Consider the following 15,303-nt stretch of genomic DNA (forward strand, 5'->3'; position numbering starts at 1 on the left):
ATGCTGTAGGCGACCCGACGGCTGGCTCATCGAGGCGATCCGTGAAGGGGCACTTCACCGCACAAGGGTCGGAGCCGATGAAGGGACCCCTCGTCCCGCCGGTCAGTGAACGAGGCCCCACTGCGTCAGCCGAGCGCGCGCGATGGGTCCGTTCGCGCTTCCCGGTTTGGTGCCAGACGATCCCCGTCCTGCACCATGCGCGAAAGTCCGCGTCGCACCGGCCGGGCGTGCGTGGTGGGTCCATCCGCTTCGCCCGTTATGGTGTGAAGGGTCCCGTCACTCCTGTCGTGCAGGAGCGAAAGTCCCCTTCACTCCAACCAAACGCGAGCGAAGTGCCCCCTCTCTCCCATCGACAAGGAGCGAAGGGACCCGTCACCACAACGCGCCGCGTAGAAGCCGCCGCCGGTTCCGTTCGGTCAAGAACCAGCGCCCTTGCGGTCTGGCGAGGATCCGAATCTGTGCCTGTTCGGTCAGGAACCGACGCCGTGGCTGTTCGGTCGGGAACTGCCGCGCTGCCTGTCTGGTCAGGAAGCGGCGGGCTCGGCGTCATCGCCGGCCGCGGCGTCCTCGACCAGGGTGCTGCGCAGCCACTGCTCCACTCCGGCCACGTGCACCGTCGCCCACGAGCGGGCCAGTTCTGGTTCGCGGGCGGCGATCGCGTCGTAGATCGCGGCGTGTTGTTCTCGGGTCCGGGCCACCGCGCCTTCCTGGGTGAGGCCGCGCCAGATGCGGGCTCGCGCTGTCGGGCCGGAGAGGCTTTCGAGCAGCGAGCACAGCACCGGGTTGCCCGAGCCGTCCGCGATTTTGCGGTGGAACTGCAGATCGTTGGCCACCAGCGCCTCGACGGTCGGCGAGTCCTCCAGTTCGCCGAGCAGCGCGCCGAGCTCGGCGACGTCCTCGTCGCGCATGTGCAGCGCCGCCATCGCCGTCGCCGCGGGCTCCAGAATCCGCCGCACGGCAAGGAAATCGAGCACGGTGTCGTCGCGGTGGAAATCGACGACGAAGGTCATCGCGTCGAGCAGCAGGTTCGGCTCCAGGCTGGTGACGTACGTGCCGTCGCCCTGGCGCACGTCCAGCACCCGGATCAGGCACAGCGCCTTCACCGCTTCCCGCAGCGAACTGCGGGACAGCCCCAGCCGCTGCGCCAGCTCGGCCTCCTTGGGGAGCCGGTCGCCCGGGGCCAGCTCGCCCGAAATGATCATGTCCTTGATCTTGTCGATCGCGACATCGGTGACGGGCATCGGGACCGCCCTCCCTGCAGAGACCTCGGATGTTTACCCCCTACAGCGTGCCACGACTCCCGTCAGGAGGAACGATGACCCACGGCCCGGCGCCGCAAACGGTCGCATTGCGCACCCGGCTCAAGCCCGGAATGGAGAAAACCTACGAGGAGGTGCACGCGGTGATCCCGCAGGATCTGGACGCCGCGTTGCGCCGCGCCGGGGTGCGCTCGTGGCGGATCTGGCGCGACGGGCTCGACCTGTTCCACTTCGTCGAGGTGGACGATTTCGAGCAGATGCGTGCGAAACTCGCCGACGACCCGGCCGACATCGCGTGGCAGAAGCGGATCAACCAGCTCCTCGACCTCGACCATTCCGACGTCGCGCACAGCCTCGGGCTGGTGTGGCAACTCCCGGCGGAGGGGTGACCGTGGACCTTCCCCCGCTGGGACTCGGCGGCGCGCAGCTGGGCAACCTCTACCACGCGGTACCGGACGAAACCGCCGCGGCGAGCGTGCGGCGGGCGTGGGACGAGGGGATTCGCTACTTCGACACTGCGCCGCACTACGGGCTCGGACTGTCCGAACGCCGGCTCGGCGCTGTGCTGGCGGCGTATCCGCGCGCCGAGTACGTCCTGTCCACGAAAGTGGGACGGGTGCTGGAGCCGCGCGCGGTGGCCCCCGGCGAACGCGACGACCAGGGCTTCGACGTCCCCGGGACTTACCGCCGCCGCTGGGATTTCAGTCGCGACGGGGTGTTGCGTTCGCTGGAGTCGAGCCTGGAACGACTGGGTCTCGACCGCATCGATCTGGTGTACGTGCACGATCCGGACGATCATTTCGAGGAAGCGGTTTCTGGTGCGTTCCCGGCATTGCTGGAGCTACGGGAGCAGGGAGTCGTGGGTGCGATCGGGGCCGGGATGAACCAGGCGCCGATGCTGGCGGAATTCGTGCGCCGGTTCGATCTCGACCATGTTCTGATGGCCGGTCGCTACACCCTCCTGAACCAGCCGGCGTTGGATGAGTTGTTGCCGCTGTGCGTCGAACGCGGCGTCGGCGTTGTGGCCGGCGGAGTGTTCAATGGCGGAATTCTCGCCACCGAACAACCCGGCACCATTTACGATTACACGGCCGCGCCTGCGGATCTCGTTGAGAAAGCGCAGAAAATTGCGGAAATCTGCGCACGGCACGGTGTTTCGCTGCCGGAGGCCGCGCTCGCATTGCCGCGCACGCACCCTGCGGTGGTGTCGGTGGTCGTCGGCGCGCACGATGCCGAGCAGGTGTCGCTGAACGTTCGCCGCGCAGCGGCGAATATCCCGGCCGTACTGTGGGACGACCTCGCCGACGCTGGCTTGTTGCGGTCGGCCGCCCGCCCCGTCGCGTCCGGAGGAGCCCAGTGATCGATTCGCACCACCACCTGTGGGATCCGGCGCGCCGCGAGTGCCCGTGGATGTCCGGCGAAGCGCTGGCTCCGATCCGCAAGCCGTACACAGTCGACGACCTGCGCGCAGTGACCACGGCGGCCGGCGTCCACGCCACTGTGCTGGTGCAGACCGTTTCGGACGAGGCGGAAACCGAGGAGTTCCTCGCCACGGCCGCGGCCGAGCCGCTGGTGGCAGGCGTGGTCGGCTGGGTCGACCTCGCCGCCCCGGACGTGTCCGACCGGCTCGCCCGGCTGCGCGAACTGGGCCCGCTGGTCGGCATCCGGCACCAGGTCGAGGACGAACCGGACCCGGATTGGCTGCTGCGTCCGGAAATCCTGCGCGGCCTGACCGCGGTCGGCGCCGCTGGCCTGGTCTACGACCTGCTCGTGGCACCGGCGCAGCTCGCCGCCGCCCGGCAGGTCGCCGAACGCTTGCCGGATCTGCGACTGGTCCTCGACCACGCCGCGAAACCGGGCATCGCAGCCGGCGAATGGCAGCCGTGGGCAGACGGCGTCGCATCGCTGGCCGCGCACGAGAACGTGCACTGCAAGCTGTCCGGCTTGGTGACAGAAGCCGACTGGCACGAATGGCAGGTTGGCCACCTGCGCCGCTACGCAGACCACGTTTTCGAGTCGTTCGGCGCGAACCGGGTCATGTTCGGCTCCGACTGGCCAGTGTGCGAACTGGCCGCAGCGTACGAAGTCGTACTGGACGCGGCAGTGTCGCTGACCGGAATGCTGAGCGACCCAGAACGGCTGGACGTCTTCGAGCACACGGCGGCACGCGTTTATGAATTGAGCTGAGAGATGCGGCGGGCTAAATCCAGAGTGCCGCGCGGAGCAGAGCCTGTCGACCTATTCAGCGGCCCGCGCCGGTGTTCCAGCCGTTCGAGTGACGAAACCGGCTCAGAAGTCCTGGCCCTGCACCATCTCGCGGAGCTTGGACAGCGCGCGGTGCTGCGTCACGCGGACGTTGCCGGCCGAAATGCCCAGCGTCTCAGCGGTCTCGTTCGCGCTCAGGCCGACGACGATGCGCAGCGCCAGGATCTCCTGCTGCAGCGGGGCGAGGCGGGTGAGCAGCTCCTGCAGACGGCTGCCGAGGTCGAGGCGCAGCGCGTGCGATTCCGGCTCGTTGCCGCCGGCGAGCGGGTGTTCGGGCAGTTCGGGAACCGGCTCGGAACGGTCGCGCGCGACGGCCCGGTAGGCGTCCGCGACCTTGTTGGCCGCGATCGCGTGCACGAGGTAAAGGAACGAGCCGCCGCGGTCCTGATAATCGGGAAGGGCCTTGAGAACGGCCATGCAGACGTCCTGCGCGACGTCGTCGGCGGCGAGGTAAGAGAGGTCGCGGCCGCCCATCCGGGCCCGGCAGTAACGGGCGACGACAGGGCGGAGCACGTGCAGCAAATCGGCGATCGCGGCTTGATCGCCCTGACCCGCGGCGCGTACGAGCGGGTCGAGGTCTTCCTTGGTCAGGCGTCCACCGGACCGGGGCAGCGTCGCAGGGCTCACGTAGCCCGCGACGCCGGACACCGCAGTACGGGACGTCTTCGACGGTGCTGTCATGGTCGTCTCCCCGGCAACCCTGCGACCGTCGCTGTCTTGGGGTCAACACTCTGTGATGTTGCGGTCGCAAGTACTCCAATCGAACGGGGGGAGCACTGCGATCGTTGCGACGCTCCGTAACCTTAAGCGGCCGGAGGCCGACCGTCCACATTTCAACTACGAATACCCCGTTAGCAGCAGTGGTCTTGACACAAACGAGACCAGCCGACGCACAGTACGAATCCGGCCTCGCAGCATGTGCGGATGTCCGATTTGATGCGTCACGAAGAGTGATAGCCGGGTAGCGCAACAGAGAGTGGTCGCACTGCGGGTAGAACGGGTTCCACTACCGTTGGTGATCTTGTGGCGCGTCCGTTCGCCGTGTCCTGGCGAAAACCCACCAGCGCAGAACCGCGAACCGGACGACCCCGCCGACGAAACTGGCCGCGAGAAGCGCGGCCGTTTGCTGCCCGGCGGAGGGCTGCGCGACGACGGCGTCGAGGGCCGCGAGAACGGCCGATCCGTAGCCGGCGTAGAAGGCGAAAGTGACGAGATCCTGAAGGTGCCGCTTGCCCGCGCGGCTGCTCCGTTCGGCGAACGTGACGCGTCGGTGGAACTCGGTGTTGCCGACTGTCGTGATCGCGAGCGCGGCGAGATTCGCCCATTGCGCGCCGATTTCCAGGCGGAATGCGAGGAAGAGAACGGCCTGCAGCCCGGTGGTGACGACACCGGCGGCCAGATACCAAGCAGCATGGCCACCGATCTCACGGCGACGGGCGGTGCGGTCGGCGGAGCGGTTTGGCCGATTATCGGCGACGGCCGGAGGCGCGGAATGCGCTGTGGAGACGGCGCCCGAATTCGGGTGCGGTCGGTCCGCGTTAGCTTCGGTTGCTAGATCCGCTGTGGGCCGTGGTGGACGGCTAGCTACAGCGGAGATGTCGCTAGCGGGTTCTGGCGGACGCGGGTCGGCGTCGCCAGTTGCCGCCTGGTGGTGAGTGCCGTTCGGATTAGCCGCTGGGTGGCGACTGGTGGGTTGCCAGGTGGCGACCGGGTGTCGTGGTTCGTCGGTAGCGTTTGTCGCTTCGCGGAGAGCGTTGGCCGTTGAGTGGCGACGGGCGTTTTCCCCGCGGCGGTCGACGTCGGAGTCCGGTGCGGCGCGGTGATCGTCGAGTGCGGCTGGGTAGAGCTGCTCGGCGGCTTCATCGAGGATCGAGGAGCGGCCCGAAGGCTCGTCGAGCGCGCGGTATTCCGGCATGGCGTCGATCGCGACGTCGCCGAGCGGGTCCTTGCCGGCGGCGTCCGGGCCGGGTTTGCGCCGGGGGCGGAGTCCGATCCGGCCGCGCGGCATCCACCTGGTGGTGGTCATAGTTCTGACGCTAGCTCCGCTCAGCCCGCTGACGCCCTGGCAGACCGCAGGAACCACTGTGATTCCGGCGACAGCCGTTTGGCCCGTTTCACCGGAAGGCGCCTCGGGTAGCTCACCACGAACAATCCGGACTTCCGGGAGGTGCCCGTGAGCGGTTCCGGTGACGACGCTCTCCGCGAGAGTGAAGCACCCAGCGCGGACAGTTCCCGCGTCGACCCGTTCCGTGCGCCCGCGCCCAGAGCGGCGATGCGTACTGAAAGAGGTCCTGGCGAGGTCCGGGAAAGCCAGCGTGCGGGGGAGCCGCCGGAGGTTCGGCCGCCGGTGTCCGGCGGACCGGGCGAGGAACCGGCCAACACCGGCGAGCCGGGCAGCGCGGGCGAAGCCGGGTCGAGGCCGTTCGACTCGGCCGGGGCTGGCTGGCCCGCGGATCCCAGGCCGGGCGAGCGGGTCGACCACGGGGGCTGCACGGTCGCTGACGCGATCCGGTCGGCTATGGCCCGAAGATCCTGATCTCAAACGTATTTGTGACAGGTTCCACCGTCGCGGCAGCGGTCTCGCGCTCACACTGCGCGACCGTCGTGCCGCCTTTAGCGTGAAAAACCACCCTGCAACCGACCGTGCGCATCCGACTGCGACGAAGGGAAGGCCGAAAGATGCTGACCGTTACCGAAGCCGCCGCCGAGGCGATCACCGCGCTGACCGCTGAACAAGGCACTGGCTCCGAAGAAAGCGGCCTGCGCTTCGCGCTGCAGAGCATGGAAGGCGACGGCGCCCAACTGGCGCTGTCGGTCGCCCCGGCCCCGGAGGACGGCGACCGCATCGTCGGTGCCGACGGCGGGGCGAAGGTCTTCCTCGAGCCGCAGGCAGCCGCGTTGCTCGACGACAAGGTCCTCGACGTTCAGCAGGACGACACCGGCGATGTCGCCTTCGCCGTCCTGCCCCAGCAGCAGTCCGCCTGACGGCTGCACAAGCGCCCGGCCACGGGGTTCGCGCGGCGGTGTTCGCCGGCTGATCCCGTGTGCCGTTCGCCGGTACTGCCGAAGGTCTCGCGACGTCCGGACCCGGCGAGTTGATCCATGGCCGATCCCTGGGTGGCACCGCCGTCCAAGACACGGGTTGTCCAAGACGGCTTCGTTGTTGAGCAGAAGCGCTCCTGCGGGTAATCGCGGGAGCGTTTCTGCTACTTAGCGCGCAGCCAGCCCCGCACCAGCACCGCCGCCCGTTCGCGCAGCAGCTCCGCGGCGTGGGAGCGGGCGTAGTCCAGCGACGGCGCGTGGTCGATCAGCGCGCTGCTGCCCACGACGCCCAAGCCGGCCAGCGCGTCCGCGTCCAGCTGGATCCTTCCGGCGAGCACCAGCAGCGGGATGCCCGTCCGCCCGGCGCGAGCCGCGATGCCCGCCGGAGCCTTGCCGGACAGTGATTGTTCGTCCAGCGAGCCCTCGCCGGTGATCACCAGGTCGGCACCGGTCAGTGCGGCATCAACGCCGGTCAACGCGGCGATCAGGTCGAAGCCGGACTCGACCGTCGCGCCGAACCCGGCGATCGCTCCCGCCGCGACGCCTCCGCCGGCCCCGGCTCCGGGGAGGTCGGACACGTCGGGCGTGCCAGCGTGCACAAGCGCCTTCGCCCAGTGCGACAGGGCTTCGTCGAGCGCTTGGACGTCCTCCGGCGAGGCACCCTTTTGCGGGCCGAATACGGCCGCCGCACCGTTTGCGCCAAGCAGCGGATTCGTCACATCTGTCGCGACCGCGACCGGCACACCGCCCAGCCGTTCCCGCACCGGACTCAGGTCGACGCGCGCGACCTGAGTCAGCGACCCGCCGCCGAGTCCGACTGGCGCGCCGGACGCGTCGACGACCTCGGCGCCCAGCGCGGCCAGCATCCCGGCACCGCCGTCGGTGCTCGCGGTGCCGCCGACAGTCAGCACGAGCCGCCGCGCTCCGCGGGCCAGGGCGTCGTTCAGCAACTCGCCGACGCCCCACGTGTGCGCGGCGAGCGCGACTTCCCGGCTCGGCGTCACGAACTCGATGCCGCACGCGCGCGCCGATTCGATATAGGCCGTGCCGTCGAGCAGCACGTACCGCGCCTCGACTGGTTCGTCGAGCGGGCCTCGCACCGGCAGCCGCACCATCGAGCCGCCCGCGTTCTCGAGCACCTCCAGCGTTCCTTCGCCGCCGTCGGCGACCGGGCACGCGGAGATCTCGGCGTCCGGCAACGCGTCGCGCACGCCGTGCGCGATCGCTTCCGTCACCTCGACCGCGGTCAGGCTTCCTTTGAACTTGTCCGGTGCGATCACGACCCGGGTCATCGGCCCACCTCCGTCAGCGGCTCGGCGCCGGCGAGCACCGAGACGACGTTGCGCGCGGCCAGCACCGCCATCGCCGTGCGCGTTTCCACCGTCGCCGATCCGAGGTGCGGCGTCAGCACCACGTCGTCGCGCTCCAGCAGCCGTGGCTCGACGTCCGGCTCCTTCTCGAACACGTCCAGCGCCGCGCCCGCGATCTCGCCGGCTTCGAGCGCGTCGGCCAGCGCCGACTCGTCGACCACCGGACCGCGCGTGGTGTTCACGAGGTACGCACTCGGTTTCATCGCCCGCAACGCGTTCGCGTCGACGAGGTGCCGGGTCTCGGGAGTCAGCGGACAGTGCAGCGACACGAAGTCGGAACGCCGCAGCAGTTCGTCGAAGGACACGAACTCGCCGTCGAAGTCCGGCTTCGCCGACCGTCCGGAGTAGACGACCCGCATCCCGAACGCCGCCGCCCGCTTCGCCACCGCGCGGCCGATCTGCCCGAGCCCGACGATGCCGAGCGTCTTGCCCTGCAAACCGGACCCGAGCAGGAAACCGAGGTGGAACGACCACGGCTGCCGTGCGCGCAGCAAACGTTCGCCTTCTCCGAGTCGCCGCGAGACGGCCAGCAGCAGTCCGAACGCGAGATCCGCGGTGGCGTCGGTGAGCACGCCCGGCGTGTTGGCGACCACGACCCCGCGGTCCGCCAGTGCACTGACGTCCACGTTGTCGTAGCCCACCGCGACGTTGGCGACGACCTTCAGCTCGGGGCCCGCCGCGTCCGCGACTGAGCCGTCGATCCGGTCGTGCAGCATCGACACCACCGCGGCCGATCCGGCGACGAACTTCCTCAGTTCCTCGGGCGTGAGCGGCCGGTCCTCCGGCGAGATTTCGACTTCGCCTGCCTCGCCGAGCACCTGCACGGCCTCGTCCGGGATCCAGCGGGTGACAGCGATCTTCGGCATGCCGAGCAGCCTAATGCCGACCGCGGCGCCCAGGCGAGGTTCGCGGCGCGCTCACCGCCGGACACCCGCCTGAGCTGCGACGGAGCGTCCAACCGCGACAGAACGCCGCCGAGGCGGACAGCGCCCGAATTCCGCATTGCGGTACCACGCAACGAAATTCCGGTCTGCCGCCGACTGCGCCGCTCTGCGTCGCCGCGAAACCCGTTCGCCGACTCCTAGCGCACCGTGTTGTCTTATCGCATCACCTTTTCCCTTTCGAAGCCCGCAAACCTTGCGTTGTCTTGTGCCGTCTGTCCGGACGTCCGCTTCACCCTTTGGCACTCCCGCGGGCGGCCGGACCGTGCTATGTTCATATGTAGAACTTCTGTGCGCTATGCGAACACGCTAGCACGGAACGGCGGAAGCAGGAAGATCCAGACGGAAGGGCTCGTGATGGCAAGGGTGCTGTCGCTCGGCGAGGCGATCGCCGAGCTGGTGCACGACGGAGACACCGTCGCTCTCGAGGGCTTCACGCACCTCATCCCCGTGGCGGCCGGGCACGAGATCATCCGTCAGGGCAGGCGGAACCTCACGCTCGTGCGGATGACGCCGGACATCGTCTACGACCAGCTCATCGGCGCGGGCTGCGCGAGCAAGCTGATCTTCTCGTGGGGCGGCAACCCCGGGGTCGGCTCGCTGCACCGGTTCCGCGACGCGGTGCAGCACTCGTGGCCGGCGCCGCTGGAGATCGAGGAACACAGCCACGCGGGCATGGCGAACCGTTATGTCGCAGGCGCTTCCGGGCTGCCGTTCGCCGTGCTGCGCGGCTACACCGGCACCGATCTGCCCGCGCAGACGGACACGATCAAGCCGATCACCTGCCCGTTCACCGGCGAACAGCTCACCGCGGTGCCCGCGCTGAACCCGGACGTCACGATCGTGCACGCGCAACGCGCCGACCGGGCGGGCAACGTCCAGCTGTGGGGCATCGCGGGCGTGCAGAAGGAAGCGGTGCTGGCGGCGAAGCGGTCGCTGGTCACCGTCGAAGAGGTCGTCGACGAGCTGGAGCCCCGTCCGGGCGCGCTCGTTCTTCCGTCCTGGGCGGTCACCGCGGTGGCGGAGGTGCCGCGCGGCGCGGCGCCCTCGTACGCCGCTGGGTACTACGAGCGGGACAACGCGGCGTACCAGGCGTGGGACGAGATCGGCCGGGACCGCGAGGAATTCGCCAAGTGGCTGAACGACGTGACCGGGGTGAAGGCATGAGCGAGTACACCGCTGACGAGATGATGAGCATCGCCGCGGCGCGCGCGCTCGGCGAGGGCATGTCGTGCTTCGTCGGGATCGGATTGCCGAGCACGGCGGCCAACCTGGCCCGCCGCACGCACGCCCCGAACCTCACGCTGATCTACGAATCCGGTTGTCTCGGCGCGAAACCCAGCAGGCTGCCGCTGTCGATCGGCGACGGCGAACTGGCCGATACGGCCGACGCGGTCGTCAGCGTGCCCGAGGTGTTCAACTATTGGCTGCAGCCCGGCCGGATCGACGTCGGGTTCCTCGGCGCGGCGCAGCTGGACAAGTTCGGCAACATCAACACCACGGTCATCGGATCCGACTACCACGATCCGAAGGTGCGCCTGCCCGGAGCGGGCGGGGCGCCGGAGATCGCCGCGTCCTGCAAGGAAGTGTTCGTCGTGCTTCGGCAGAGCAAGCGCACCTTTGTGGACAAGGTCGACTTCGTGACGTCGTTCGGCCACGGCACCGGGCGCGGCGACCGGGAACGGCTCGGCCTGCGCGGCGCCGGGCCGACGCTCGTGGTCACCGACCTCGGTTTGATGCGGCCCGATCCGGAAACCGCGGAGCTCACGCTCACCGAACTGCACCCCGGGATCGAGCTGGAACAGGTCGTGGAAGCGACGGGGTGGACACTGAAGGCGGCCGCGGATCTCAAGACCACTCCCGCGCCCACTGAACGCGAACTGACCCTGCTCCGTGAACTGAAGAAGGCCGGCGAATGAGCGACGCTTACGTACTCGACGCGATCCGCACTCCCTTCGGGCGCTACGGCGGCGCTCTCTCCGGGGTGCGCCCTGACGACCTGGCCGCGAGCGTCCTGCGCGCGCTGGCCGAGCGCAACGGGCTCGACCCGTCCACTGTGGACGAAGTGCTGCTCGGCGACGCCAACGGCGCGGGCGAGGACAACCGGAACGTGGCGCGGATGGCTGCGCTCCTCGCGGGCTGGCCGACGTCGGTTCCCGGTGCGACGGTGAACCGGCTGTGCGGATCCGGCGTCGAGGCGACCATGCAGGCGAGCCGAGCGATCCAGGTCGGCGACGCTTCGCTCGTGGTCGCCGGCGGCGTCGAGTCGATGAGCCGTTCGCCGCTGGTGATGCCGAAGCCGGACAAGGCTTTCCCGGCCGGCAACCAGACGCTGTACAACACGGCGCTCGGCTGGCGGATGGTCAACCCGGCGATGCCGTCGCAGTGGACCGTTTCCCTTGGCGAGTCCACCGAACTTCTCGCCGAGCGTTACGGCATCAGCCGAGACGAGCAGGACGCGTTCGCCGCGCGCAGTCACGTGAACGCCGCGCGGGCGTGGGACGAGGGCTTCTACGACGACCACGTGGTTCCGGTGGAGGGCGTCGAACTCACCCGGGACGAGGGCATCCGGCCGGACTCCACGCCCGAGAAGCTCGCGAAGCTGAAAACGGTGTTCCGCAAGGAAAACGGCACCGTCACGGCGGGCAACGCGTCGCCGCTGAACGACGGTGCGTCCGCGTTGCTGCTCGGTGACGCGGCGGCGGCCGAGCGGCTTGGCAAGACGCCGCTGGCCCGGATCGCCGGCCGCGGCGCCGCGGGAGTCGACCCGGACGTGTTCGGCATCGGCCCGGTGCGCGCGGCGGAGATCGCGCTCGAACGGGCGGGCATCGGCTGGAGCGACGTCGCCGCGGTGGAACTCAACGAGGCGTTCGCGGCGCAGTCGCTGGCCTGCCTGAAAGAATGGTCGAAGCTCGACCCGGAGATAGTCAACGTCAACGGCGGGGCCATCGCGATCGGGCATCCGCTCGGGGCGTCCGGCGGCCGGATCATCGGCGCGCTGGCGCATCAGCTCCGCCGCACCGGCGGTCGCTGGGGCCTCGCGGCGATCTGCATCGGCGTCGGCCAGGGTCTCGCAGTCGTGCTCGAGAATCGCTGAGAAAGGGGAGGCATCGTGGCCACACCGACCGACCGGCGCCTGCCGCAGTACCGGCCAGATCCGGACGGCACCCACCCGCCGCTCGACTACGCGCCGTACCGTTCCACCGCGCTGCGGCATCCGACGCAGCCGCTGGTCCTGCTGCCGCAGATGCTCACCGAGGTCACCGGTCCGCTGCTCGGCCCGGGGCGGCTCGGCGAATCCGACAACGACCTCACCCGCCAGCACGCGGGCGAGCCGCAGGGCCAGCGGATCATCGTCACCGGCAGGCTTCTCGACGGCGACGGGCGGCCGATCCGCGACTCGCTCGTGGAGATCTGGCAGGCCAACGCGGGCGGGCGCTACCGGCACACCGGCGACCGCTGGCCGTCCCCGCTCGACCCGAACTTCGACGGGCTCGGCCGCACGCTGACCGACGGCGACGGGCGCTACGAGTTCACCACCATCAAGCCCGGCGCGTACCCGTGGAAGAACCACGACAACGCGTGGCGTCCCGCGCACATCCACTTCTCGGTGTTCGGCTCGGCGTTCACCCAGCGGCTGGTCACCCAGATGTACTTTCCGGACGACCCGCTGTTCTCGCAGGACCCGATCTTCAACTCCATTCCGGACGAGAAGGCGCGGCAGCGGATGGTCTCCCGGTTCGACCTCGACCGCACCGAGGAGGAGTGGGCGCTGGCGTTCCAGTTCGACATCGTGGTGCGCGGGCGCGAACAGTCGGTGTTCGAGGACGAGGAGGAAGACGAGTGAGGCTCGAAGGCACGCCCTCGCAGACCGTCGGGCCGTACCTGTCCATCGGACTGCCCTGGGACGACGGGCCGTTCGTGGTCCCGGAAGGCACCGAAGGCGCGGTGTGGATCCGCGGCGGGGTGTACGACGGCGCGGGCAACCCGATTCCGGACGCGATGATCGAGACGTGGCAGGCGGATCCGGACGGCGGGTTCGACCACCCCGACGATCCGCGGGGCAAGCCCGGCTCATCCTTCCGCGGGTTCGGCCGGTGTCCCACCGACGTCGACGGCCAATACCGGATTCTCACCCTGCTGCCCGGAATCGTGCCGGACGCGTCCGGGGCTTCGCAGGCGCGGCACATCGACGTGTCGGTGTTCGCTCGCGGACTGCTGAACCGGGTCGTCACGCGCATTTACTTCGAGGACCAGGACAACACCGGCGACGCCGTGCTGGCCAGCGTTCCCGAGGAACGCCGGGACACGTTGCTGGCCAAGAAAGACGGCGCCGATTACCGGTTCGACGTGCGTTTGCAAGGCGAAGGCGAGACGGTCTTCTTCGCGGTCTGACCGGCCGTGTCCATTGTGGAGGTTCAAGCGTGAGCAGTGTCCGGGTGCACCGGGTCGTCGAAGGCCCGGCGACGGGTCCGGTGGTGGTGTTCTCCAACTCGATCGGCAGCGACCACCGGATGTGGGAGCCGCAGGTCGCGCCGCTGACCGAACGCGGATTCCGCGTGGTCCGGTACGACACGCGCGGCCACGGGTCGTCGCCGGTGCCGCCGGGGCCGTACGACCTGGCTGATTTGGGCGGCGACGTGCTGGGCCTGCTCGACGACCTCGGCGTCGAGCGTGCGCACTTCGTCGGCCTGTCGCTCGGCGGGATGACCGGGATGTGGCTCGGCGCGCACGCCGCGGAGCGGTTCGCGAGCCTCACGCTCTGCTGCACGTCAGCGCTGCTCGGGCCGCCCGAGATGTGGGCGGACCGCGCGCGCCTCGTGCGGGCCGAGGGCACCGGGGCGGTCGCGGAAGCCAGCGTCGGGCGCTGGGTCACGCCGGGGTACGCGCAGGCGCATCCGGACCAGGTCGTGTACCTGCGCGAGATGGTCGAGGCTCAACCCGACGAGGGGTACGCCGGATGTTGCGAGGTGATCGAGCGGATGGACCTCACCGGAGACCTGCCGAAGATCTCCGTCCCGACGCTGGTGATCGCCGGCGCCGACGACCCATCGACGCCGGCCGAGCCGCACGGGCGGGTCATCGCGGACGGAATCCCCGGTGCCCGGCTCGAGGTCGTCGCCTCCGCCGCGCATCTGGGCAGCTACGAACAGCCGGACGAATTCACCCGGCTGATCCTCGAGCGGATCACGGAGGAACAGTGACCGAAGACCGCTACGAGGAGGGCATGCGGGTGCGCCGCGAGGTGCTCGGCGACGAGCATGTCGACCGGGCGGTCGCGCGGACCACCGAGTTCAGCAAGCCGTTCCAGGAGTACATCACCGAAGCGGCGTGGGGTTCGGTCTGGACGCGCGACGGCCTCGACCGGCGGACGCGCAGCTGCATCACGCTGGCCGCGCTCGCCGCGCTGCACTGCCACGACGAGCTGGCGATGCACGTCCGCGCGGCGGTGCGGAACGGGCTCACCGCGGACGAGATCCGCGAAGTCCTGCTGCACACCGGCGTCTACGCGGGGGTGCCTGCGGCGAACACGGCGATCGGGATCGCCCAGCGCGTCCTCGCCGAGCTGGGAGAACCCACCGCCCAGCCACCGGCCGGATAAGGTTCGCCGCATGGAATCCGACGACCAGGCGGAACGCGGCGCGCACCACGTGCAGTCGCTGGAACGCGGGCTGGCGGTGATCAAGGCGTTCAGCGCCGAGGCACCGCACCCGACGCTCAGCGACGTCGCGCGCGTCACCGGACTGACCCGCGCGGCTGCTCGCCGGTTTCTGCTGACGCTCGTAGACCTCGGCTACGTCCGCACCGACGGCAAGTACTTCTCGCTTACCGCGCGCGTGCTGGAACTCGGCTACGCCTATCTGTCCAGCCTCAGCCTGGCCGAGATCTCGCAACCGCACCTGGAGCGGCTGTCGGCGCAGGTGCACGAGTCGAGTTCCGTGTCGGTGCTGGAGATCGCCGACATCGTGTACGTCGCGCGCGTCGCGGTGTCGCGGATCATGACGGTGAGCATCAGCGTCGGCACGCGGTTCCCCGCACACGCCACGTCGATGGGGCACGTGCTGCTCGCCGACATGGACCGGACCGAACTCAACGCCTACTTCGTCGTCGCCGACCTCGACCGGTTGACCCCGCACACGCTCACGCACCGCACCGCGCTCGAGGCCGAGCTGGCCAAAGTCCGGGAGCAGGGCTGGGCGATGGTCGACCAGGAACTCGAAGAAGGCCTGCGCTCGGTCGCCGCGCCGATCCGCAACCGGAAGGGACGCGCGGTCGCCGCGGTGAACATCTCGACGCACGCGAGCCGGACGCCGGTGGACGTCGTCCGGACTCAGTTCGTTCCGCCGTTGATCGAGACCGCGACTGCCATTTCGGCAGATCTCGCCACGGTCGCGCCCGGGCGAGCGGTTCGGGGCTGAGGAGCGG

General features: G+C 69.5%; 18 protein-coding genes. 13 read left to right on the plus strand and 5 right to left on the minus strand.

The window, feature by feature from the left end; genetic code table 11:
- Positions 1-524: 524 nt before the first annotated feature.
- Positions 525-1,241, minus strand: a complete 717-nt coding sequence (locus ABD156_RS38260) for a FadR/GntR family transcriptional regulator (protein ID WP_344285917.1) — start codon at positions 1,239-1,241, stop codon at positions 525-527.
- Between the two features lie 74 nt (positions 1,242-1,315).
- Here ABD156_RS38260 and ABD156_RS38265 point away from each other — a divergent pair, with 74 nt between their 5' ends.
- From ABD156_RS38265 to ABD156_RS38275, 3 genes are read left to right on the plus strand one after another with little or no spacing between them, the layout of a single operon-like run.
- Positions 1,316-1,648: an L-rhamnose mutarotase gene (locus ABD156_RS38265; protein ID WP_344285918.1), complete on the plus strand. Its 333-nt coding sequence runs from the start codon at positions 1,316-1,318 to the stop codon at positions 1,646-1,648.
- Positions 1,645-2,619, plus strand: coding sequence for an aldo/keto reductase (locus ABD156_RS38270; RefSeq protein ID WP_344285919.1), 975 nt, complete (start codon positions 1,645-1,647; stop codon positions 2,617-2,619). Before ABD156_RS38265 ends, ABD156_RS38270 begins: the two co-directional genes overlap by 4 nt.
- Positions 2,616-3,446: an amidohydrolase family protein gene (locus tag ABD156_RS38275; RefSeq protein ID WP_344285920.1), complete on the plus strand. Its 831-nt coding sequence runs from the start codon at positions 2,616-2,618 to the stop codon at positions 3,444-3,446. Before ABD156_RS38270 ends, ABD156_RS38275 begins: the two co-directional genes overlap by 4 nt.
- Positions 3,447-3,548: 102 nt before the next feature.
- Here the strand turns inward: ABD156_RS38275 and shbA are convergent, their stop codons facing one another.
- Both shbA and ABD156_RS38285 read right to left on the minus strand, forming a co-directional pair.
- Positions 3,549-4,205: an RNA polymerase sigma factor ShbA gene (gene shbA, locus ABD156_RS38280; RefSeq protein ID WP_344285921.1), complete on the minus strand. Its 657-nt coding sequence runs from the start codon at positions 4,203-4,205 to the stop codon at positions 3,549-3,551.
- Positions 4,206-4,530: 325 nt separating this feature from the next.
- Positions 4,531-4,947: a GtrA family protein gene (locus ABD156_RS38285; RefSeq protein ID WP_344286106.1), complete on the minus strand. Its 417-nt coding sequence runs from the start codon at positions 4,945-4,947 to the stop codon at positions 4,531-4,533.
- Positions 4,948-5,796: 849 nt separating this feature from the next.
- Between ABD156_RS38285 and ABD156_RS38290 the strand changes: the two genes are divergently transcribed.
- Positions 5,797-6,060, plus strand: a complete 264-nt coding sequence (locus ABD156_RS38290; RefSeq protein ID WP_344285922.1) for a hypothetical protein — start codon at positions 5,797-5,799, stop codon at positions 6,058-6,060.
- Between the two features lie 143 nt (positions 6,061-6,203).
- Positions 6,204-6,509 (plus strand): iron-sulfur cluster biosynthesis protein, encoded by a 306-nt coding sequence (locus ABD156_RS38295; RefSeq protein ID WP_344285923.1) that lies wholly within the window; start codon positions 6,204-6,206, stop codon positions 6,507-6,509.
- Positions 6,510-6,730: 221 nt separating this feature from the next.
- On the opposite strand, the gene ABD156_RS38300 is transcribed toward ABD156_RS38295, so the two are convergent.
- Positions 6,731-7,858 (minus strand): glycerate kinase, encoded by a 1,128-nt coding sequence (locus tag ABD156_RS38300; RefSeq protein ID WP_344285924.1) that lies wholly within the window; start codon positions 7,856-7,858, stop codon positions 6,731-6,733.
- Positions 7,855-8,802: a 2-hydroxyacid dehydrogenase gene (locus ABD156_RS38305; protein ID WP_344285925.1), complete on the minus strand. Its 948-nt coding sequence runs from the start codon at positions 8,800-8,802 to the stop codon at positions 7,855-7,857. Before ABD156_RS38305 ends, ABD156_RS38300 begins: the two co-directional genes overlap by 4 nt.
- A 432-nt stretch (positions 8,803-9,234) precedes the next feature.
- On the opposite strand from ABD156_RS38305, the gene ABD156_RS38310 reads away from it, so the two are divergent.
- From ABD156_RS38310 to ABD156_RS38345, 8 genes are read left to right on the plus strand one after another with little or no spacing between them, the layout of a single operon-like run.
- Positions 9,235-10,044 (plus strand): CoA transferase subunit A, encoded by an 810-nt coding sequence (locus tag ABD156_RS38310; RefSeq protein WP_344285926.1) that lies wholly within the window; start codon positions 9,235-9,237, stop codon positions 10,042-10,044.
- Entirely contained in the window at positions 10,041-10,796 is a 756-nt protein-coding gene (locus tag ABD156_RS38315) for a CoA-transferase subunit beta (protein ID WP_344285927.1), read from the plus strand. The genes ABD156_RS38310 and ABD156_RS38315 overlap by 4 nt, the downstream gene beginning before the upstream one ends.
- The gene (locus ABD156_RS38320; protein ID WP_344285928.1) at positions 10,793-11,974 is read left to right on the plus strand and encodes a thiolase family protein; all 1,182 of its coding nucleotides are present in this window, start codon (positions 10,793-10,795) and stop codon (positions 11,972-11,974) included. The genes ABD156_RS38315 and ABD156_RS38320 overlap by 4 nt, the downstream gene beginning before the upstream one ends.
- 15 nt (positions 11,975-11,989) lie before the next feature.
- On the plus strand, positions 11,990-12,724 hold the full coding sequence (gene pcaH / locus ABD156_RS38325) for a protocatechuate 3,4-dioxygenase subunit beta (protein WP_344285929.1): 735 nt from the start codon (positions 11,990-11,992) through the stop codon (positions 12,722-12,724).
- On the plus strand, positions 12,721-13,272 hold the full coding sequence (pcaG, locus tag ABD156_RS38330; RefSeq protein WP_344285930.1) for a protocatechuate 3,4-dioxygenase subunit alpha: 552 nt from the start codon (positions 12,721-12,723) through the stop codon (positions 13,270-13,272). The genes pcaH and pcaG overlap by 4 nt, the downstream gene beginning before the upstream one ends.
- Positions 13,273-13,301: 29 nt before the next feature.
- A complete protein-coding gene (gene pcaD, locus ABD156_RS38335; protein WP_344285931.1) occupies positions 13,302-14,081 on the plus strand; it encodes a 3-oxoadipate enol-lactonase in 780 nt (259 codons plus the stop codon).
- The gene (pcaC, locus tag ABD156_RS38340) at positions 14,078-14,479 is read left to right on the plus strand and encodes a 4-carboxymuconolactone decarboxylase (RefSeq protein WP_344285932.1); all 402 of its coding nucleotides are present in this window, start codon (positions 14,078-14,080) and stop codon (positions 14,477-14,479) included. The genes pcaD and pcaC overlap by 4 nt, the downstream gene beginning before the upstream one ends.
- A 10-nt stretch (positions 14,480-14,489) precedes the next feature.
- A complete protein-coding gene (locus ABD156_RS38345; RefSeq protein WP_344285933.1) occupies positions 14,490-15,296 on the plus strand; it encodes an IclR family transcriptional regulator domain-containing protein in 807 nt (268 codons plus the stop codon).
- Positions 15,297-15,303 lie beyond the last annotated feature (7 nt).

The sequence above is a fragment of the Amycolatopsis albidoflavus genome (genome assembly GCF_039525725.1).
In the GTDB taxonomy this organism is placed as follows: Bacteria; Actinomycetota; Actinomycetes; order Mycobacteriales; family Pseudonocardiaceae; genus Amycolatopsis; species Amycolatopsis albidoflava.